Source organism: Flavobacterium sp. FG19 (assembly GCF_057809475.1).
The window spans coordinates 43,238-64,699 of record NZ_JBMDKA010000024.1; the positions used below are offsets into that span (position 1 = coordinate 43,238).

The following is a 21,462-nucleotide window of genomic DNA, read 5'->3' on the forward strand; positions in this document are numbered from 1 at the left end:
AGAAGGATTTACGAAACCACTTCTTCTAAATTTTTGTCAAAAGTACGTTTTCCGAAAATCGCTTCTAAGTCATCTTTAAAAATAACTTCTTTTTCAATTAATATATCAGCAAGCTGATTTAACTTGTCTTTGTTTTCTTCAAGGATCTGAATCGCTCTTTGGTATTGGCCTTCAATTAATTCTGAAATTTCGGCATCAATAATTTTAGCTGTTTCATCAGAATAAGGTTTAGAGAAATTGTATTCGCTTTGCCCGGTTGAATCGTAATAAGTCACGTTTCCAATTTTATCGTTCAGTCCGTAAATTGTTACCATAGCTCGTGCCTGACGTGTTACTTTTTCTAAGTCGCTTAAAGCTCCGGTAGAAATTCTGTCAAAAGTTACTTTTTCTGCAGCTCTTCCTCCCATAGTAGCACACATTTCGTCTAACATCTGATCTGTTCTTACGATCTGTCTTTCTTCAGGTAAATACCAGGCTGCTCCTAAACTTTGTCCGCGGGGAACTATTGTTACTTTGATAAGCGGTGCGGCATGTTCCAGCATCCAGCTTACAGTTGCGTGACCGGCTTCGTGAATAGCAATTGCTCTTTTTTCTTCAGGAGTAATGATTTTGTTTTTCTTTTCAAGACCGCCAATGATTCTGTCAACAGCATCAAGGAAATCCTGTCTGTCTACTGCGGCTTTGTTGTTACGGGCAGCGATTAAAGCGGCTTCGTTACAAACATTCGCAATATCAGCACCAGAGAATCCTGGAGTTTGTTTGGCTAAGAAATCTAAGTCAAGACCTTCAACTTTTTTAATAGGAGCTAAGTGTACTTTAAAAATTTCAGCTCTTTCTCTGATATCTGGTAGGTCAACAAAAATTTGTCTGTCAAAACGTCCTGCACGCATTAAAGCTTTGTCAAGAACATCGGCTCTGTTGGTTGCAGCCAGAACAATTACATTAGAGTTAGTACCAAAACCATCCATTTCTGTCAATAACTGGTTCAGTGTGTTTTCTCTTTCGTCGTTTCCGCCTGACATATTGCTTTTTCCTCTTGCTCTACCAACGGCATCAATCTCGTCAATGAAAATGATGGCAGGGGATTTTTCTTTTGCCTGTTTGAATAAGTCACGTACACGTGAAGCACCAACTCCAACAAACATTTCTACGAAATCAGAGCCTGATAAAGAGAAGAAAGGCACCTGTGCTTCACCAGCAACAGCTTTTGCCAATAAAGTTTTACCCGTTCCCGGAGGTCCTACCAATAAAGCTCCTTTTGGAATTTTACCTCCAAGGTTCGTATATTTTTCTGGGTTTTTAAGGAATTCAACGATTTCCTGAATTTCTTCTTTAGCACCTTCCAAACCAGCAACATCTTTAAATGTCGTTTTAATATCTGTTTTCTCATCGAACAATTTAGCTTTAGATTTTCCAATGTTGAAAATCTGTCCGCCTCCGCCGGCACCTCCGCCAGACATTTTGCGCATGATGAAAATCCATACACCAATAATAATGATGATAGGAAGTAAGCTGATTAAAATATCACTCCAGTTGTTTTTCTGGATGAAGTTAAAGTCTTTCAGTTTTCCATCGCTGACCGCTTTTTCAAGTTTAGTTTGAAATATCTGGTCATTACCAATTTCTAAAGTATAGTGAGGTCCTTTATTTGGTCTTTCAAAAAGATCTTTTGCTACTTTTTTATTCGCAGCATCTTTAAGGGCTGCCTGAGTCAGGTAAACTTCGGCCTCAGCTTTATTGTAAACGATTACTTTTTCAATTTGTCCTTTTTCTAATAAAGTATTGAATTTAGAAGAGGTTAACTGAGCAGGTTCGCTTAAGTTTGATCCACCGGTAGCAAAACTTATAAATAAAAAAACTAAAAGTATTGCGGTATATATTAACCAGGGACTTATTTTAAATTTACTCGGATTTGGATTATTATCTTTAGCCATTTAGAAAAATTTTTCTTTTAGTATTTGTTTTCGATTGTAGTTATTTTGGCGTCACCCCAAAGGCTTTCGATATTGTAATATTCACGAATGTGTTTTTGGAAAACATGTACCACGATATGCACATAATCCATAAGAACCCATTCTGCATTATCGGTTCCTTCTACGTGCCAGGGTTTGTCTTTTAAGTCTTTTGATACTGTTTTTTGAATTGAGTTTACAATGGCGTTAACTTGGGTGTTTGAGCTTCCGTTACAGATTACGAAATAATCGCATACTGCCGTGTCTATATCTCTTAAGTCAAGAATATCGATATCATTCCCTTTTACTTCCTCAATCCCTTTGATTATGTTCGCCAATAGAACATCATTATTAATAGTCTTTTTCGCCATGAATTATTTTATATGAATTTGTAAAGTTACCAAATTTTGTGATTATTTTTGAACCTTAACAAAATATTAAATTAAGATATTTAAATTATTTGATGAAACTAATCAAACTCGATGCCATAGATTCTACAAATGACTTCTTAAAGGCTTTGTCTGCTCAGGATGAACTGGAGAATTTTACAACGGTAACGGCTGAAAATCAGACAAAAGGAAAAGGACAGGTAGGCGGCGTATGGAAGTCTGAAGCAGGTAAAAACTTAACTATGAGCGTTTTGGTTAAAGATTTTCTCTTTAACAATAACGAAACTTTTAATCTGAGTGTTCTGGTTTCATTATCGGTCGCAGAGGTTTTAAAAGCATTAAATATTCCTGATATTTATATTAAATGGCCAAACGACATTCTGTCATACAATAAGAAACTGGTTGGCATATTAATCGAAAATACCCTAAAAAGTGATGGCAGAATCGTGTCAGTTGCCGGAATTGGAATCAATGTGAATCAAACCAATTTTAAAGAACTGCCAACCGCTTCATCTCTCGCTGTAATTGCGGGTAAATCCTTTGATAAAGAAGAATTGGCCCTGTTAATTGTTGAAAAGTTAAAAGAAAAAATCCTGTTATGGAATACCTCAGCACAGCTTTTTTGGGAGGATTATTTTAATTTTTTATTTAAAAAAGGTATTCCAACTGCATTTAGAGATACCAGTAACCGAGATTTTATGGGAATTATTCAGGGTGTTTCTCCAATTGGAAAGCTGCAGGTTTTACTGGAAGACGACTCGGTTGCGGAATTTGAGATCAAGGAGGTTAAAATGCTTTATTGAGAGAGGTTCAAAGGGACATAGGTACAAGGAGACAAAGGTTTTTTGCTGCGACGGCCTAAGTTGTAAATTTTTATAAATTAATCTGCTTAATCAGTCAAATCTGTCTGAAATAAAAAAAACTTTGTGCCTTAGCGCCATCGTGGCAAGAACAAAAAAAAGCCCGATCGTAAAATCAGGCTTTCGTTTGTAATTCGGAATTAATAATTTATCATTATTAAAGTTTGTTCATATTGTTGGCAAGAGTTTCAATAAACTTGCTGATAGGACCTTTGACCATCATTGCCATCATAGCATTGAATTCACCTTCAAAAAATAACTGAACAGCACTTTCTGAATCAGAAACACTGTCGATATTAGAAGTTAGTGTAAAAGGAAGTTTATCACTTGCAGCACCCAGAACAATTTTGTTTGGTGCTGATTTGTCTTTCATTTTTAATTTGATTTCCGGCATGCCTTTTAATCCAAAAATAAAAGAGTCTTCACCGGTTACTTCAAATTTGGCAATATTATCCGGCATTAGTTTTTCGAAATTCTTAACATCAGTCAGCTGATCAAATAAATCCTGAGCTGATTTCTGAACGGTAACTTTTGGACTTTCTAAGTTCATATATTTTTTGTTTGTTATTCGTGTAATTTTTTAAAATTCCAATTCTGAAATCCCAAATTCCAAAAAAAGGAGCAAAGCGGCTTTTAGAAAATCTAAAATCTAAAATTATTCTTGTCCCCAGGTAGAAGGGCTTACGCTCCATTCCTGTAAAGTCGACTGCTGGTCTTCGGTGATGTATTGTTTTTGAACAGCAAGATCCAAAAGGTTTTGGTAGTTGCTTAAAGTAAACAGATCAACGTTGGCTTTTTTGAAGTTTTCTTCAGCTACACTAAATCCATAGGTAAAAATGGCAGCCATACCTTTAATATTTGCTCCTTCATTGCGCAGCGCTTCTACAGCCAGTAAACTGCTGTTTCCGGTACTGATTAAGTCTTCAACGACTACTACATTTTGTCCTTTTTGTAAAAAACCTTCGACCTGGTTTTGTCTTCCGTGTTTTTTAGGTTCCGGACGCACATATACAAACGGAAGTCCTAAACTCTCGGCAACCAGAATTCCAACTCCAATGGCTCCGGTAGCTACACCGGCAATGACATCAGGTTTTCCAAATTGTTTTTCGATGTTTTTCGCAAATTCATCACGAACGTAGTTTCGGATGCTCGGAAATGAAAGAATTAACCTATTATCGCAGTAAATAGGAGATTTCCATCCGGAAGCCCATGTAAAAGGATTTTCTGGATTCAATTTAATTGCATTTATTTGCAAAAGCAATTCAGCTGTTTTTTCGGCAGTATCTTTATTAAAAATCATAGTACAAATGTATAAAGTTTTTGTGAACGACAAACCACTTTTTTTGACAAATGAAATCTCAAAGGAAACAGATTTTCAATTGTTCTTGTTGGAGAGTATTGATATCGAACAGCTTATAGTTAAAATTTTTCAGAATAAGATTCAAAAAGCTATTTTATATCATCCCGACGAAAGTGAAATAATGAAAACCCTGAAAGCCAAAATTCCCGTTAATAAAGCGGGCGGAGGCTTTGTATATAATAAGAAGGGTGAAGTTCTGTTTATTTTTAGAAACGGAAAATGGGACCTGCCAAAAGGCGGAATCGAGAAGGGGGAGGACATTGAGGCCACTGCTATACGCGAAGTGGAGGAGGAAACCGGTGTAAATAAACTTCGTATTACCAATAAGCTGCAAAAAACATATCATGTTTTTAAACGTAATGGAAAATACAAACTTAAAATTACGCACTGGTTCGAAATGTTCTCTGATTTTGAAGGAACTCCGCAAGGGCAGATTGAAGAAGGCATCGAAAAAGTAGCCTGGTTAAATCCGGAGCAGATTAAAGAGGCACTTACTAACTCTTATGAGAATATCAAACTGTTATTTGCAGAGGAGAATAAGGTTTCGATTGAGAGATAGAGAGGGAAGATTGTAGAGTAAAGACTATAGAAGAAAGACTATAGGAGAAAGACTATAGGAGAAAGACTATAGGAGAAAGACTACAGGAGAAAGACTATAGGAGAAAGACTATAGAAGAAAGAGTATAGAAAATCAGGAATGAAGATATTGATTCTTTTATTCCTGATTTTTTTGTTTGTATGAATTCTGAAATTCCTGATAAGCAGAAGTTTTTTTTTAATATATTAAATTAACATAAATGTACAATGAGCAGCTTTTAAGTTGCTTTTTTTGTATCTAAAATTAAACGTATTTATACTTAAAGAAATCATAAGATTATGGCTTTTTATGGCCAAAATAAAATTTTTACTGGTTACTGTTTCGCGATATTAAAATGAAATTGAAACCTGAATCTTTTATGCTGATTTTATGAAGAAGTATTTACTTTTTATTGCGTTTCATTTTTGTTTTAATGCAGCTGCACAAAACAAACTTACGTTTAATTATGACAGTGCGGGGAATCAAATTCTGCGAGAAATATGCCTGTCTGGCTGTACTCCTTCAGCAAAACCCGCCAAAGAAGTTAAAGAAACTGAAGCTTTAACGGATAATGATTTACTACAATTTTCACCTGAAGATTTCTTTTCCTATTACCCAAACCCGGTAAAAGAAGAGCTCTATCTGCAATGGCAGTTGTCTGCAGAAAAAGAAGTAATGTTTGTCCGGGTTTATTCTGTGACCGGGCAGGCCTTAAAAATTTATCAAATAAATTCAGGAACTAATAATCTTGCGATTTCCTTTCAACAGTATGCTGTCGGGGTTTATCTGGTGATTCTGTCCTATAAAAACGGGGAAGAAAAATCGATTAAAATCATTAAACAGTAAGAAGCCATGAAGAAGTTTTATTTCACTATTTTGTTTTTATTATGTAAAGTATTTGCTTTTGGGCAATCGACAGAAGTAGGTATTACAGAAGGAGAATTATCGGTTTCACTTACGGGTGCGGCTGTTTATACAATTCCTATTATGGTTCCTCCGGGTATTAATGGAGTGGTGCCTCAGATAAGTTTGGCGTATAATAGTCAGGGAGGTAACGGAATAGCGGGTTATGGCTGGAACATAACCGGAGTATCCGGGATTACCCGTATTCCTTCTACTAAATATCATGATGGCATAATCGATCCTGTTGATTTTAATACCCTGGACCGATTTGCTCTGGATGGCCAGCGTTTAATAGTTAAAAATGGTACTAACGGCGTATATGGTGCAAATGGTACCCTATACGAAACCGAAAGTTTTTCGAATATAAAAATTACTTCGTATGGTGTTCATCCTTCTGGTGCTAATTATGGTCCTTCTTATTTTTTAGTTGAATATCCCGATGGTTCAAAAGCTTATTATGGAAATTCTGCAGATTCAAGATCCATAACCGAATGGGGAATTACGTATTGGCAGAATCTTCAGGGAGTTCGAATTAGTTATAATTATAGTTTATCTGGTAACGTTTTGGATATAAGCTCCATTAAGTACGGATCTCTACTAACAACTGCTCCTTTAAACGAGATAAAATTTAAGTATGATAAGCGTAAACGGGCAGAGCAGTTTTACATAGGAGGTTCCAGTATTGTCAGAAGTACAATACTTAAAGAAATTAATGTCATTGGTAATGGAGCGAGCTTTAGAAATTATGTATTGGAGCAAGAAGTAACTTCTTTAGATTATCAGCGTTTACGAAGTATAACTGAAAAAAGTGGCGATAATACAAAGAGTTATAACCCTACTTTATTTAGTTATGATGATACCACCAGCAATTCTCCCTTAAAAGCAAGTAGTGCCGCAACGTTGGGATTGACTGATGTAAGTAATTTACATACAGATTATATATCTGGTGACTTTGATAATGACGGAAAAACAGATCTTGTAATGTATTCTAAGATTGCGGGGTTAAAAAATAAATATACATTGTTTTCCAATATACAGTCAGGACAGTTTAATTCTGGAAAAGTTGAGAATGTAGACAGTTTCGAGAATATTTTCCCGGCATCATTTTTAAGTTCAGATAATAAAATGCTGCCTGAAGGATGGGTTATTGTAAAAAGGACGGATAAAAATTGTATACTATCGTTGTATGGTATAAACTCAGCTTCACCAACTTCTAAATACTATGAAAAACACTATGATTTTAGTAAAACAGTAACAAAAGCATCAAACTGGTCCTACTGTGATCCTAAAGATTATAAAGGAATAGTGGTAGAAAATATTCCTGTTGATTATTACAGCGGCGATTTTAATGGTGACGGTCTTACTGATGTTATCGCAATTGAAAAAAGTTTTTACTATGATATGATGGTTTGTAACTTCGGAAATCGAACAACGGAATATCAGAGAACATTATATCAGGGAGGAACAATACATTTTTTTGACTTAGACAGACGTACTACAAATAGCACACCCGAAAATATTGGCAGTATTGTCATGAGTGCAGCTTCTGGTGTCAAAGTTTATATTGCTGATTTTAATGGAGATGGGAAATCAGATATTTATGTTTTAGAAAAGAATTTTATTAAGGTATATACTTTAAATAAAGAAAATAAACTGATTTTATTATACGAGAATGCGGTTTCTGATTCTGGAATTGTTCTTGACAGACCAATTTTGCTGGGAGACTATAATGGTGATGGAAAGATAGATTTTGTTATACCAAATGAATTAAATAAAGATAGCTGGAATTTTTATATTGCAACAGGTACATCATTTAAAAAGATAAATGCTTCTATTGGACTATTTTACGAATATGGAAATGTAGGTTATTACGAAGTTAAGGGGGACGATGGAGTTGTAAGATATCCGTACAGTTTAAAAGAAAGTACTTATATAGCTAATGATTATACTGGGGATGGAAAAACAGATATTTTATATCAACAAAATTTAACAGCTGCTGCAAGCGGATTTTATGGGACAGCAGGATCTCCAATAATTACGAAATTAATTTTATTTGAAAATAAAATAGTAACCGATAATGAGATAAAATTTTCTCCAATAGGTGCTCCGGAAGAGTTTACGGGTATTGGAAGAAATTCAATCCCCATATTTACTAATCATAATCAGGTAAATCAAAATCTGGAGTACAGTTTGATTTTTGATAATATGATTAAGTCTTTTAAAAGTCCAAAAGACAATCGTGAAGATGTATTGTTAAAAGCAATTACAAATGGTAATGGAGTAAAGGAAACCATAAGTTATAAGCCTTTAAAACAAACTACTTATGAACCGGTTTATATTTCTACAGCATTTGTAGAAACTTTCCCTAATATAGATATTATAACTGCACCAGGCTTCAGAATCGTTTCAATGTTAGCGAAGCAGAGTAAAGATACTTTTAAAAAACAAGTTTATTTTTACTCAGGTGCAGTTTCAAATTTAGAAGGACTTGGGTTTTTAGGATTTCGTTCAACTTCAAAAACAAACTGGTATCAAAATGATTCTCAGATTATTTCTACTATTTCCAAATCAGATATTAATTTGAGAGGGGCAAATGTCGAAAATTATACAGTGTTAGGTTTACATGAGCCTTTAATTCAAAGTGCCAGTACCATTATTATTCCAGATACTATTCTAAAAGACAAGGGATATAATGTATCCGGAACAGAAAATTTGATTGCGACGCAAAAAATAGTTCTGAAACCAGATACATGGATTAAACCCGGAAGTAAATTTTCAGCAAAAATAAACGAAGATGCTAATACAGGTACTTCTATAAATACACCAGCAGCTTTTATAACCAAATCATTGTCAGCTTATGAAAGTGAGCTGCTTCCTAGTAAAGTATTCAAAATTAAAAATATTAAAATCAGACAGTTTAATGGCTTGGAAAATACAAGTACGGAGACCACAACTGATTATGATGTTTACAATAATCCCCTCAAATCGACAACCTTATTAAAAGAAGGGGGAACAACTGTTCAAACTACAATTTCGAATATAGTGTATCAAAATTCTCCTTTGGCATCACCTTATATCATTGGCAGACCTTTGAGCAAAAATCAAAGTGTGACAATTTCCGGAGATAGTATGTCAACAGAAGAAGCCTATACTTATACTAATAATTTAGTAACACAGATAAAAAAGAAAGGTACCAATACGGATTATATTACTGAAAATAATGTCTATGATACATTTGGCAATATAACTCAAAAAACAATATCAGCAGCCGGAATGGCTCCAAGAGTAACCAGCTATGTTTACGACACTTCTGGCCGTTTTTTAAGTAAAAGCACTGATATAGAAGGATTATCTACAACTTATGTATACAATGTTAGTAATGGACTGCTGGTTTCTGAAACAAATCCGTTTGGGTTGACTACTTCCTATGATTATGATTCGTGGTTTAAGAAAACTAAAACAACAGATTATTTAAGCAAAAGCAATCGCTATACTTATACAAGAAGTGCTGAAAAAACAATTGTCACAACAGGGTCAGATGATGGAAGTGCAAGCGAAGAAACTTTTGATGATCTGGGAAGAAAAATTAAATCAGGAGTAAAAGATATTAATGGTTCTTATTCCTTTATTTCTTATGAATATGATATTTATAATAGAAATTATAAAGTAAGCGAGCCTTATTTTGGTGCTTCGCCATTACAATGGAATGAAGTGAAATTTGATGTTTATGGAAGAACCATTCAAAGTTCAGCTTTTACAGGAAAAATAACCAGTATAACTTATAGCGGACTGACCACAACAGTAAATGATGGAATAAAAACCAAAAAGACCATAAAGAATGCTATTGGAAATATAGTGTCTATGACTGATACTCCGGGAGGAACGATTAAGTATACTTATTTTGCAAATGGTAATCTTAAGGAATCTGAGTATAATGGAATAAAAACAACCATTACACAAGATGGATGGGGCAGGAAAACAAAACTTGTTGATGCATCAGCGGGGACATACAGTTATGAATATAATGCTTTTGGGGAAATGATAAAGGAAATAAATCCAAATGGTACTACTGTATATAACCTCGATGGAGTTGGAAAAATGACCCAAAAAACAATTTCAGGAGTCGATACCAATTCTAAAACAACCTATACTTATGATTCATCGTCTAAATTACTTTTGAATTCCAAGTTTGAAGATTTTAACGGGGGGACCAATACTATTACGAATCAATATACTTATGATACTTACAAACGAATTTATAAAACGGAGGAATCTACTCCTTTCGCTAATTTTATCAAAGAAATAAGTTATGATGCTTTTGGGCGAATAGAACTTGAAACCTCAACAGCTGCTGCAGGAGGAAAGTCAAGTACCAAAACAGTAAAAAATGTTTATAAAAACGGTTCGCACTGGCAGATACTGGATAATGCCACAAGTGCTGTATTATGGCAGGTAAATACAGTAAATGCTAGAGGCCAGTTGCTCACCGCATTAAATGGTCCAACAACAATTACCAATGCCTATGACACGTATGGACTTGTATCGCAATGTAAATATGATAAAACAGCCGGCTCAGTAAATATTCTGACGCTAAATACGGTTTTTGATGCTAAACAAGGAAATTTAACCAGCAGAACAAACAGTTTATTTAGCCGAAATGAAAGCTTTAAGTACGATGCACAGGATCGATTAACAGAATTTACTAATTCGCAGGGAACACAGGAAAAACAGTTTTATGATGATCAGGGCAGGATTACACAAAATAATCTTGGAACTTACGGTTATGCGATCACAGGTAAACCTTACCAAAATAGTTCAATTGCCGTTACACCGGAAGGACTGACTTATTATACGGCGAAACCAAAACAGGTTATTAGTTATAATGCTTTTAAAAGCCCAGTACAGATTGAAGAAACCGGAATCGACAAAATAAGTTTCAATTATAACGATTCAAACAGTCGTACGACTATGTTTTACGGAGGTCTTCAGGACGATAAGCTTGTGAGGCCTTTGCGTAAATACTATTCTGCAGATGGCACTATGGAGATTAAACACAATACGATAAGCGGTATTTATGAGTTTTTGACCTATATAGGTGGAGATGGTTATAATGCTTCAATAATGCTAAAAAGTAATGGCTCGACACAAAATTACCTGTATTTACAGAGAGACTATCAGGGCAGTATTTTAAGTATAACCGATGCCAATGGTGCCGTACTCGAAAAACGATTGTTTGATGCCTGGGGAGCAATAATAAGTGTAAAAGACGGAGCAGGAAATGTACTTACAGGGCTTACTATTTTGGATCGCGGTTATACAGGACATGAGCATTTACAAAGTGTAGGGCTTATCAATATGAACGGGCGTATATACGACCCTAAACTGCACCGTTTTTTACAGCCTGATAATTTTGTGCAGGATCCATTTAATACTCAGAGTTTTAATCGTTATGGATATGTTTTAAATAATCCTTTAAAATATATAGATCCTAACGGGGAAATATCTGCTTTAGTGATTGTAGCGATTATTGTGATTTATGCAGGAGTAAATGTCTATCAAAATTGGGATGACATAACAGGAGGTACAGGTAAGTTCTCAGATATTAAGTGGGATAAATTAGTAGGTTACACAGCATCAGGGTCTATTGCAGGAGCTCTAACAATTTACGGAGGGCCTTATGGTATTGTTTGGGCTGGAGGAGCTCAAGCTTTTTTAAATTCAGGTGTTAAAGGAGAAGATATGCGACAAACCTTAATAAATACTGGGGCAGGAGTGTCTGGAGGGTTAGTGACCCGAGGAGTGGCATTAAAATTCGATGCTAATTTTACAAATGGAATAGTAGGTGGGAATAATGCTTTTAATTCTGTTGTTACTGGCGCAACGAGAGAAGTGGTCTCTAATGCAGCTGGAAATTTAACTTATGATTTAATTTCTACAAATTTTGAGAATCCAGATATGAGTTTTAGAAAAGCCTTTGATCCTGTTAATTTAGGTTTAAGTGCTGTTGGTGGTGGATTTACAGGCTTTAGATCATTTTCTTCACAGCCGTCATACATACCTAAAAATCCATCTCCATTACTAAATTCTTTAGAATTAAGACCATTAACACCTTTTATAGTTAATCCATCTTTTACTGTTCCTAAATACAACATACCCACACGAAATGTAGTTCCTCCATCATTCTACGTTCCAAAAATTAAACCGCAGTTTAAAGGTTAATATGTAAAATAAAATATAATTTGATATGAAAGAATTGATGAATATTGACACCCACACAAAAATAGTTACAGTTTTTTATTTAATAGTTTTGATAGGAATTTCGGTTTATTTTTTTAAAAATTTTAAAGCAATTGATGTTCAGCTTAAATTAATATTATTTATTTTATTCTGTAGTTTTTTGCTATTTATTTATGATGGGATTGATGTGAATAAAAATGTAAAACTATTAAAAAGTAACTTTTCTCTAACGTCGGGAAATATAGAGGAATACTTTGTGCCTAAATTAAGAGGAAGAGGAGCAAACAAAAGTATCAAATATATTTATGAGGCAAATGGCGAGTTTTTTGAAAATCAATATCAAGGAAATTACTATGTAGATATTCCAGAAAATAAGCCAGATTTAAAAATTTTGTATTTGGTTATTTATGAAAAAGCTAATCCCAAGAACAGTTATCTTCTCATAAATTATCCTATAAAAAGTCCATCTGATTTAGAGCGCTATAAAAAATTATTTGCAGAAAAAATTCCGGATAATGCTATTAAACCAGATTGATAACTTCTTTGTTAATAAAAACAATCTTTACTAGTAAACTAAATTTTTGAAATAGAGATTAGAATGGAAAAAGTCAGCTCTTAAATGTAAAACCTCTAATATGTTTACATCATGGTAAAGAAGTTTGTTTTTGCTGCAATACTAATGTTCATTTTTACGAATTGTTATTATAGAACGGCGTACGGGAAAAGGCGTTATAAAGTTGATTTCGATAGAATGAAATTAGTAAACAATGATAGTGTGTATACGATGATTGATACCGCAAAATTATATAAACTGGAATCTGTTTTTAGTGTATTGGATAATAATTATCTGGATAATTTCAGGTACATATATTTGAAATTTTATAGTCATAATAAGGTTGGGATGTTTTATTTTTTTGATTCTAATAATCCTGAATGCTTAAATCCTGAAAATGCAGATATGGGCTATTTTAATTATCGTAACGGAAACTTTACAACTCAAATTTATTTTGAAAATCCTCAAGGATCTGGCTATATTAAAGATAAATGCATATTTACAAAACTAAGTATAAACAAAATTCAATTAAAAAGCACTAATTATATAGATGAATATCAAGTAATTAATCTGCCTCTAGAGTTTTTAGTTTATAAACCAGATTGGTAAGTATATAAAAAAAACGATAGTGCAGATTTGCAGTCCATGTCTGTAAAGTATATCGACAAAGTGAAAGAAAAAAAAAACTTTGGAAACAAATAAGATTTGATAATTGGAACGTGCAGGGATTGCAAATCCGCACTATCGGGTTGGAACGCTTATGGACAATATAAAACCTCTAATATGTTTACATCATGGTAAAAAAGTTTGTTTTTGGCGTAATGCTAATGTTCATTTTTACGAATTGTTATTATAGAACGGCGTACGGGAAAAGGCGTTATAAAGTTGATTTCGATAGAATGAAATTAGTAAACAATGATAGTGTGTATACAATGATTGATACCGCAAAACTATATAAATTGGAATCTGTTTTTAATTTGGTTGATAAAAACTATCTTGATAATTTCAGAAACAGGTATTTAAAATTTTATGATAATAATAAGGTTGCTATGTTTTATTTTTTTGACATTAATAATATAGAATCTTTAAATCCAGAGAATGCAGATATGGGATATTATAACTATGATGGGGGAAGTATTACTACACAAATATATTTTGAAAGTGCACAGGGGAATGGGTATATCAAAATTAAATGTCTTGTTTTAAAAAGAAATCAAAGCGAACTTGAATTAAAAGGAAAAAATTATATTTATAAATATCAAATAATTAATCTCCCTCAGGAATTCCTTGTTTATAAACCAGATTGGTAATCTTTAAAATAGATATTATGGTAAATAAAATTTTATTAATAGGTTTCATTATAATTTTCTCTGGTTGCGGAAATTATACAATGAGCACATTTTATGTGAAAAACACCTCTGATAAAACAGTAAATTTTAATGCTTCGGTTGTTAAGTATAGCCAGATGGGGGCGTATATACTAAATGTTCCTTTTAGTGTCAAACCCAACGATAGTGTTCTGACCAGAAAAGTGAGAGTAAGAAATGATGCCGGGCCGGAAAATTGGTTTCAAAAATTCGAAATATTTCCAACAGATGGTCTGGAATTTAACGATCCTGAAAAAACTGAAAATTGGGTTAAAACTTATGCGAAAGACGGAAGTCCTGTTTACACTTTTAAAATCACAAAATAATGGAAAATAAATTTTTAGCAATACTACTATTCGTTCTGATTTCTACTTTTATGTTTGGTCAGGAAAACGATGATTTTGCCAAAAGGCTCAAAGGAATTAACAATCAGAATATTTTGTTTTTTAATGTTGATGGTGTCAATTTTTCGACCCAAACCTTTAATTATGAATTTAATGATAAAAATTTAAAAAAGCTTTATAGAAAGTATTCCGTAAAAGATAATGATCTAAAGGTAAAAGATGAATCACTGGAGTACAATAATTTTTTTGTGACCAAACTGAATAAAATTACAGAAAATAGTACTCAAATATCATCTTATTATTTTGTTGAGGATAAGAGCAAAACCATATCCGTATTTTCATTTGGTTATTATAATAAGGTTGATAAAGAGTTTGAGCGAAAATATATAAACAGAATTCTGAATGATGAAATTCCTGATGAGGTTTATGAATCACCAAAAATTGACAGTATAGATTTTGCCGGGAGGAAAATAAAACTGGGCAGCAATTGTTACTGGACCAATGTAAATACGGTACAGTGTCCGTATTATGGCGAAATGAACTGGTCTGTTCACAAAACCTATCAAAGTGCAAAAGATGCCATTACAAATCAGTTAGAGGCAGCAAGAATTCTAAAAGGAGGTAAAATTATTTCTGAACAGGAAGTTCCCGTCATTTTTGAAGGAACCGAAACCAATGCCAAAATGATAAAATATGGTTTTACAGGTGCAAAATCTTTACTCGTATCTGTATCAGGAGGAAAGGAGTTGACAATTTATTATGTTGCATGCAAAGTCCGGGAAAATTACGTAAGCTGCTGTATGAGTTTTTGGAATAATGATACTGTAACTGAAAATGGATTAGCTCCTTTACTGGAAAAAGTAATGCAATTAAAAAAAGTATAAAATACACTTGCTGAAAACTAAGAATTAAGTTTAATACAAAAAGCAAATCCCTGATCACGTATATGCATTTTTTGTTCAGGAACTGAGATCAGGGATTTATTAAGATAAGAAGAATAGTATCTCACTTGTAAGTATAAACAAACTCCCTTACCGCATTCACTTTCAGGATTCCGTTAACAGTTGTAGTACTGGTAATGGTTTGTTTTTCTATCTGATTTTGATCGTTAATGTTATATTTATATTTTGAATTTAGTACCAAACGATATGCAGCCGGATTAATACGGTCTGTAATCGTGAGGGTAGATTCATTGATTAGATTTTCAGATAAATCAGCTGCCTCCGGTGTGTCAATATAAATGTCATACAAATAGCTGTTCAGTTTCCATTCTTTTCCAAAAAGAAACTGTTTGTAATTATATTCGTTTTTTAAAGTGCTGTACGTATATTGAGTATCATTGCCTTCCAGAAATTGATCCTCGTAAAACAAGGAGTTAGTCTTGAGATTTTTATTTTCATAACTGTAATTATAAGAATACGGAGCGTAGAAAATGTTTCTTTTTGTAACCGCATTATCCGCATTTAAATAAATTTCAACCGTTTCAGGATCACGAGTATCATAAGTGCTCGTCATTATAATTTTATCTGAAGAGTAACTAAACTGGTATTTACCATTTCCTTCGGATAAAAATAATGGCCCCGGTATTTTATTAAATTCAGTCAGCCTGCCATTTGCATCATACAAAAAAGTAGTTGTCATATAAATTCCGCCCGGTGCCTGATGTTCCACTATTTTAGAAACCAAACCCTGTGCGTTATAAGTGTACTCATCATAATCCTTGTCATCTGAGTAATTGATTCGGGTTAATTTATTTTCTGAAAAAGAAAGTGTTTTATAGGTTGTTAATTGCGTATCGAGATAATCATTTATGGTAATTGAGCTTAGTTTAAGAGTGGTTTGAGTACCTATTTCTTCATTTGAGCAGGAAACAAACAAAAGTACGGTCAGGAGTTGTATTATTTTTTTCATAATTCTTTTTTTAGCGAAAGTTTAGAATAGTAAACGGACTAATTGACTGACAGGTTTTAAGGCATTATAAGATCAGATTAAAAGTTTTACTCATATCTGTAAACATATTCTGTTTTAGACATGAATTTTGTTACGCCATCGACTGCTCTGTAACGGGTTTGGATTTCCTTATATATTTGATTGTAAGTGTTAAAAACGTAACTGTATTGTGTGGTATAAACAGCTTTTTTGTCTGAATTGTTTTCAAATTGAACAGGGCCTGACGAATATTCAGAAATCAGATTTTCTGACAATAGGTAAGGATAAGTGCCTCCTGACGAAAAAAAGTTCACATAACTGTTTAATTTCCATTGTTTACCAAAAAGATATTGCAAATAATGATACTCATTTTTTACGGTACTATATGAAAAAGTTTCCTCCTTTTCAAAAACAGATTGCATAGACTTTACCACATTACCATTTAAGTATTCGTAAGTGCTGAAAAAAACATTGGGGATTCTTATTTCCTTAAAAATTTCGTTGTTCGAATTTAATTGAATTTCCTGATTTTGCTCTTTACCGTTGTAAGTTGAAGTAACCAGAATTTTGTCAGCAAGATAGGTGAACACACATTTATAGTCCGTTTTTTGGAGTTTTTTTTCAATGATCCGGCCTTGAGTATCATAAGTGAATATTTGGGTTTCAAAAAGCTTCGAAGGGTTTGTACCGTATTGGGCTATTTCGGCTACCAGTCCCTGATCGTTGTAAGTGTATTGTGTATAACCTATGCCCTGAACCTGATCTGAAACTAGTTTATTATTCGAGAAATTATAAACCTGACTTAAACTGGTCTTATCATTTTCATTATCAGAATAGTTCATCGTAATAGAAGAAAGTGCTTTTTGAGCAGAATTTGAACTTTCATCATTTGAGCACGAAACAAGTAAAAGTGCTGTAAGTAATAAGGCTGTTTTTTTCATTTTGTTTTTCTTTGCGTTATATCCTTAAGTAAAATATATTGTAAAAGGTTGCGTACAAAAAACAAAATTTTAAATATCAGGGCGTGCCAGCATCCCGATAAGAGGGCAAAAATACTCTGCGCTTATACGCCCTCTTACCGGGCTGCTGTCGGGCTTTCGCTACTGCTTCGGCAGTTTGGCTCTATCCCTCACGCAAACGGCACTTTGAGACGTTTGGCAGGATTTAATTTTTTATTTTAACGGTTTCGTGTCTCAAAAATCGTACTTTTGTTTTGATGCAGTACCCGATAAAGTGTTATTGAAATGGGAGGATACCTGATAAAATAGATTCTTTATAAGTACGAGTTGTCACCATTAATATTATCTTTGAACTATGAGCACACTAACAAAACAAAACCATATAGGGCGAAAAATAAGCCGAATTCGTGAACTGAGAGACATGAAACAGGAAGCGTTGGCACAGGCTTTAGGCATAAGCCAGCAGACAATTTCTGCTTTAGAAAATAGTGAGGAGATTGATGATCAAAGGTTAAGTGAAGTAGCAAAAGCTCTGGGAGTAAGTGTGGAAGCTCTTAAAAACTTTTCAGATGAAGCGGCTATTAATTATTTCAATAATTTTTATGATAATAGTGGAAGTAATGGTGCATTTGCAAATGGATCAGTATTCACTTTCAATCCATTAGATAAATTGATGGAAACTATAGAAGAAAATAAAAAGCTTTACGAACGCTTGATTCAGGCTGAAAAAGACAAAGTAGAGTTTTTAGAAAAAATATTGAAGGATAAGTAGTTTTTATTCTTTTTATGAAAAAATGAAAAGTCTGATAAATAGAGTTTTATCAGACTTTTTATCCTTTTATAACTTTCTGATACCTTATCATTCAGATTAATAAAGATTACAGTGCGGTTGAAATTCTTGTCTTTTTCTTGAGAAAAAGACAAATTAAAAACAAAAATAAATGTAATAACCCTTATTAATTTTGACATGACACTTTGTTTGGGCCTAATAGAAAGTAAGGTATTAAATTCAGTTTAAGAATATAGCTATTGAAACAAGATTGAAAAGTTTAGTTTAAAGAAATCAATCATTCATATCCCTTAACATATAATCAATAGCGTAATATGTATTTTCTTTTTTTACAAAAACGTAAAAACGGGGATGCATCTTTACATTATCATTTTCTATAATTTTTGTCAGTTCATTTCTGGTGGTATTGGGTTTTAAATTTCGACTTTCTTCTACAGGGGATACACAATAAAAAGATACTTTCTTTTTATTTATTAAGATTTCAAAATCTGTAATTTTTCTTATCCCCTGAACGTTGTTATATATTGCAGTATCTAGCTTTTCATCAAATTGAAAAACAAAAACCGGGTTATTATGCTGTTCAAGTCTGTTAGGTATTTCTTGTGATAACACATTTAGACTTGAAAATAGTAAGCTTATTAAAAAAATAGTTTTCATTGTAAAACGCTAATTAAAACTGGAATTGTTTTGAAAATAAACAGGTTTAATCACAGCTAATTTTCCGAACAAGATGGTCAGCTGAGTAGTATTTATTTTGATCTTTTAAGAAAACAGTAAAATGATATGCTTGATTTGGATTGTCATTTTGTAATATAGTATTTAACTGCTTTCTGTTGGTATTTATGTTTAATTTGGCATTGCTGCTAATTGGGATTGAATTAAAAAATATCGTTTTATTATTTATTCTAATTGTAAAACCTGATATTTCCTGCTTATTAGTGTGTTCTCTAAAAACGATTTCATCTGTTTTTTTATCAAACTCAAAAACAAAATTTTGATGGTTTTGGCAAAAGGCCTGAAAACCTGCTATCATTACTACAAAGACATATATTTGCTTCATTATTTTGTTTATTAATTTACTCGGTTTATAGTTTTACCATCGACAATCCAAACTCTTTCTACCTGATAGAGATCACCCGAATATTTGTTGGTTTTTACAAAAATATATATATCATAAAAATCTGAATAGTAAAAATCTGGTCTTTTATTTTTATCATACTCTTTTCTTTTAACAATTTCATTATTCATTGTTTGAAGATTAGAAACCAGATTCTTTACAGAATGAAAATCTGTTTTTTTCTTTTTTCCAATATACTTAAAAGTTGTTTTTTCAACAGTAAATATATTCGTATTCAAGGCCATTGTTGAATGATTAAAAACGATGACTTTTTTTTCTTTATTAATTTGTCCGGTAACTTGTACTGAAATTACGGATATGAGAAATATGAATATACTTGCTTTCATCTTAGAGAGTTATAAAGACGATCATAACTGTAGATCAAATTGATATTAGTATGTTATAAATAAACTTTCATCTCCTTTAGTAAAATAATCAAATGAAATAGTTTTGTTGTTTTGAATATAGAAATACATTACGGGATTATTCCTGTTTGCCAGAATGAAGATATTCTCCTTTAATTTCGTAAAGTTAGCTTTACCATTGTATTCATTATAGGGTATAACTGAAATATCTGCTGAAGCAAGTAATGTGCTCTTTTCTTTTTTAATCTTTTTTAAATGGGCATTTAATTAAATCGGTTTAACTTCTTCATTTCTTCTCTCAGGTCCTGAAAAGTAACAGCACGAAACTCAAGATCAGTCTCCGGATTAGAACTTATAGTGGTTTCTTTTGTGGCTAAAAACAATTGCTCTCTGGTATACTTAACCACAAAAAGCGTAATTTTTTCTTTGGATAGAACATTGTTAAAAACGACTTTATCATCGTTTGAGTAGCCATTCATAACCGACTTGAAACGATGAAAAATGATACTTGTATTGACACCCTTTTCATTGCCCAGATTTACGATATAATTGGTTTTCGCATCATCCGGATAATCCAGGAAACGGTCACAATTGATAAAACCCAGTTTCTCTGAACTAAAAACATAATAACTAATTTTTCCGGCTTTGATTTCCTCAGCGGTTTTTTCCTTATAGTTGGAATTGTATACCATACTCGATGATCTGAAACCAGATTCGTCTTCAGAATGAATAGTAATGGGCAAAGTGTAGGTACATTTTACAGGGACACCCTTTACTTTTCCGGGAGTAAATTTACCAAGCAGCTTAACTACTCTTATTGCTTCTGCATCGACTGCTTTATTTAAACTTTTAGTAATTTTAACATCGGTTACAGTACCTTCTTTATCAATAACAAAAGAAACATGGACTTTACCAGTAACATTATCTTCAGGAGTCCTGAAATTTCGGCCTACAAATTGGTACATTTTTTCGTTCCCGCCAATATAAACCGGACGTTCGTCAACATTGGTATAGGTTTTATTGAGATCAACAGAGGCTTTTTCGACATTCCAGTTTATTTCATCCTTAATCCGGTTTCCGGTAAACAGCTGCATTCCGTCTTTTTTGACTTTTGACGGAAAGGCAATTTCAATACTTTTTCCTTTTTTCAGGTCACATTTTTCCTGTCCCGAAACCGCACTTATATAAAGCATTCCGCCTGTTTCCAGTAATTTTCCGTTTGAAACAGTCGAAAGTCTTCCCAGAAGAATATCCGAAATGCTGTAATATTCTTTTACCGATAATGTAATTTTCCCGTCAGCTTCGTTTCCGGTTTTCGCAACAATAAAGCTGTTTGCCCTAATCGTGATTTGGGTTTTTTCGGCACAGACAATAGTGGTATCTTTTTGATTGCTGATGGTAAAAACCTGAGGTCTTTTGTCATTTTTAGTATAAAATTCCAGCAGTTTCTTTTTATTTTGAGCCAAATCATCCGAAGCAGTTTCCACAACAGCAGAATCTGCTTTGATACTATCTGACAGAGGTTGTTCAGCATTTACTTTTGCCGGTTCAGGAACGCCGGGATTTTCTTTGTTTTCGTTTTTACAGGAAATAAAAATAGAAACCAGCACAAGCGATAAAATGAATGTACGTTTCATCGGCAGGATTTTTAGTTGGGGTTAGATTTATTCCAAATGTAAAATATTATAGATAAAGATTTTTACGGGAAAACGTATTACAGCTATCTTTTTCTAAAAAAAAAGCAGGATTAAATTACCGAA

20 protein-coding genes are annotated in these 21,462 nt (G+C 33.1%); 10 read left to right on the top strand and 10 right to left on the bottom strand.

What is annotated here, in order from left to right:
* Positions 1–8: 8 nt before the first annotated feature.
* Together ftsH and rsfS are read right to left on the bottom strand one after the other, a co-directional pair.
* Complete coding sequence (gene ftsH, locus ACODST_RS20810; protein WP_488934012.1) at positions 9–1,934, bottom strand: ATP-dependent zinc metalloprotease FtsH; 1,926 nt, start codon at positions 1,932–1,934, stop codon at positions 9–11.
* 17 nt (positions 1,935–1,951) lie between these two features.
* The gene (gene rsfS, locus ACODST_RS20815) at positions 1,952–2,323 is read right to left on the bottom strand and encodes a ribosome silencing factor (protein WP_012024667.1); all 372 of its coding nucleotides are present in this window, start codon (positions 2,321–2,323) and stop codon (positions 1,952–1,954) included.
* Between the two features lie 92 nt (positions 2,324–2,415).
* On the opposite strand from rsfS, the gene ACODST_RS20820 reads away from it, so the two are divergent.
* Complete coding sequence (locus tag ACODST_RS20820; RefSeq protein ID WP_488934013.1) at positions 2,416–3,144, top strand: biotin--[acetyl-CoA-carboxylase] ligase; 729 nt, start codon at positions 2,416–2,418, stop codon at positions 3,142–3,144.
* Between the two features lie 214 nt (positions 3,145–3,358).
* Here ACODST_RS20820 and ACODST_RS20825 read toward each other — a convergent pair whose 3' ends face one another.
* Together ACODST_RS20825 and pyrE are read right to left on the bottom strand one after the other, a co-directional pair.
* Positions 3,359–3,751: an SRPBCC family protein gene (locus tag ACODST_RS20825; RefSeq protein WP_488934014.1), complete on the bottom strand. Its 393-nt coding sequence runs from the start codon at positions 3,749–3,751 to the stop codon at positions 3,359–3,361.
* Positions 3,752–3,856: 105 nt separating this feature from the next.
* Entirely contained in the window at positions 3,857–4,501 is a 645-nt protein-coding gene (pyrE, locus tag ACODST_RS20830) for an orotate phosphoribosyltransferase (RefSeq protein WP_488934015.1), read from the bottom strand.
* A gap of 7 nt (positions 4,502–4,508) precedes the next feature.
* On the opposite strand from pyrE, the gene ACODST_RS20835 reads away from it, so the two are divergent.
* The 8 genes from ACODST_RS20835 (at position 4,509) to ACODST_RS20870 (ending at position 15,426) form a co-directional block, all read left to right on the top strand.
* Positions 4,509–5,120 carry an NUDIX hydrolase gene (locus ACODST_RS20835; RefSeq protein ID WP_488934016.1) on the top strand — a complete coding sequence of 204 codons (612 nt, stop codon included), beginning with the start codon at positions 4,509–4,511 and terminating at the stop codon, positions 5,118–5,120.
* 408 nt (positions 5,121–5,528) lie between these two features.
* Entirely contained in the window at positions 5,529–5,984 is a 456-nt protein-coding gene (locus ACODST_RS20840) for a T9SS type A sorting domain-containing protein (protein ID WP_488934017.1), read from the top strand.
* A gap of 6 nt (positions 5,985–5,990) precedes the next feature.
* Complete coding sequence (locus tag ACODST_RS20845; RefSeq protein WP_488934018.1) at positions 5,991–12,260, top strand: RHS repeat-associated core domain-containing protein; 6,270 nt, start codon at positions 5,991–5,993, stop codon at positions 12,258–12,260.
* A 25-nt stretch (positions 12,261–12,285) separates the two neighbouring features.
* A complete protein-coding gene (locus ACODST_RS20850; RefSeq protein ID WP_488934019.1) occupies positions 12,286–12,813 on the top strand; it encodes a hypothetical protein in 528 nt (175 codons plus the stop codon).
* A gap of 216 nt (positions 12,814–13,029) precedes the next feature.
* On the top strand, positions 13,030–13,440 hold the full coding sequence (locus ACODST_RS20855) for a hypothetical protein (protein ID WP_488934020.1): 411 nt from the start codon (positions 13,030–13,032) through the stop codon (positions 13,438–13,440).
* A gap of 290 nt (positions 13,441–13,730) precedes the next feature.
* Positions 13,731–14,141, top strand: a complete 411-nt coding sequence (locus ACODST_RS20860) for a hypothetical protein (protein WP_488934021.1) — start codon at positions 13,731–13,733, stop codon at positions 14,139–14,141.
* Between the two features lie 80 nt (positions 14,142–14,221).
* Entirely contained in the window at positions 14,222–14,524 is a 303-nt protein-coding gene (locus ACODST_RS20865; protein ID WP_488934022.1) for a hypothetical protein, read from the top strand.
* On the top strand, positions 14,524–15,426 hold the full coding sequence (locus tag ACODST_RS20870; protein ID WP_488934023.1) for a hypothetical protein: 903 nt from the start codon (positions 14,524–14,526) through the stop codon (positions 15,424–15,426). The genes ACODST_RS20865 and ACODST_RS20870 overlap by 1 nt, the downstream gene beginning before the upstream one ends.
* Before the next feature lie 121 nt (positions 15,427–15,547).
* On the opposite strand, the gene ACODST_RS20875 is transcribed toward ACODST_RS20870, so the two are convergent.
* Positions 15,548–16,453, bottom strand: a complete 906-nt coding sequence (locus ACODST_RS20875) for a hypothetical protein (RefSeq protein WP_488934024.1) — start codon at positions 16,451–16,453, stop codon at positions 15,548–15,550.
* An 86-nt stretch (positions 16,454–16,539) separates the two neighbouring features.
* Positions 16,540–17,412 carry a hypothetical protein gene (locus ACODST_RS20880; RefSeq protein ID WP_488934025.1) on the bottom strand — a complete coding sequence of 291 codons (873 nt, stop codon included), beginning with the start codon at positions 17,410–17,412 and terminating at the stop codon, positions 16,540–16,542.
* Between the two features lie 373 nt (positions 17,413–17,785).
* Between ACODST_RS20880 and ACODST_RS20885 the strand changes: the two genes are divergently transcribed.
* Positions 17,786–18,202, top strand: a complete 417-nt coding sequence (locus tag ACODST_RS20885; RefSeq protein ID WP_488934026.1) for a helix-turn-helix domain-containing protein — start codon at positions 17,786–17,788, stop codon at positions 18,200–18,202.
* Positions 18,203–18,493: 291 nt separating this feature from the next.
* Here ACODST_RS20885 and ACODST_RS20890 read toward each other — a convergent pair whose 3' ends face one another.
* The 4 genes from ACODST_RS20890 to ACODST_RS20905 form a co-directional block, all read right to left on the bottom strand.
* Entirely contained in the window at positions 18,494–18,877 is a 384-nt protein-coding gene (locus ACODST_RS20890) for a hypothetical protein (RefSeq protein ID WP_488934027.1), read from the bottom strand.
* A gap of 46 nt (positions 18,878–18,923) precedes the next feature.
* Entirely contained in the window at positions 18,924–19,280 is a 357-nt protein-coding gene (locus tag ACODST_RS20895) for a hypothetical protein (protein ID WP_488934028.1), read from the bottom strand.
* Between the two features lie 11 nt (positions 19,281–19,291).
* Positions 19,292–19,684 carry a hypothetical protein gene (locus ACODST_RS20900; RefSeq protein WP_488934029.1) on the bottom strand — a complete coding sequence of 131 codons (393 nt, stop codon included), beginning with the start codon at positions 19,682–19,684 and terminating at the stop codon, positions 19,292–19,294.
* Between the two features lie 281 nt (positions 19,685–19,965).
* The gene (locus ACODST_RS20905) at positions 19,966–21,339 is read right to left on the bottom strand and encodes an energy transducer TonB (protein WP_488934030.1); all 1,374 of its coding nucleotides are present in this window, start codon (positions 21,337–21,339) and stop codon (positions 19,966–19,968) included.
* Positions 21,340–21,462 lie beyond the last annotated feature (123 nt).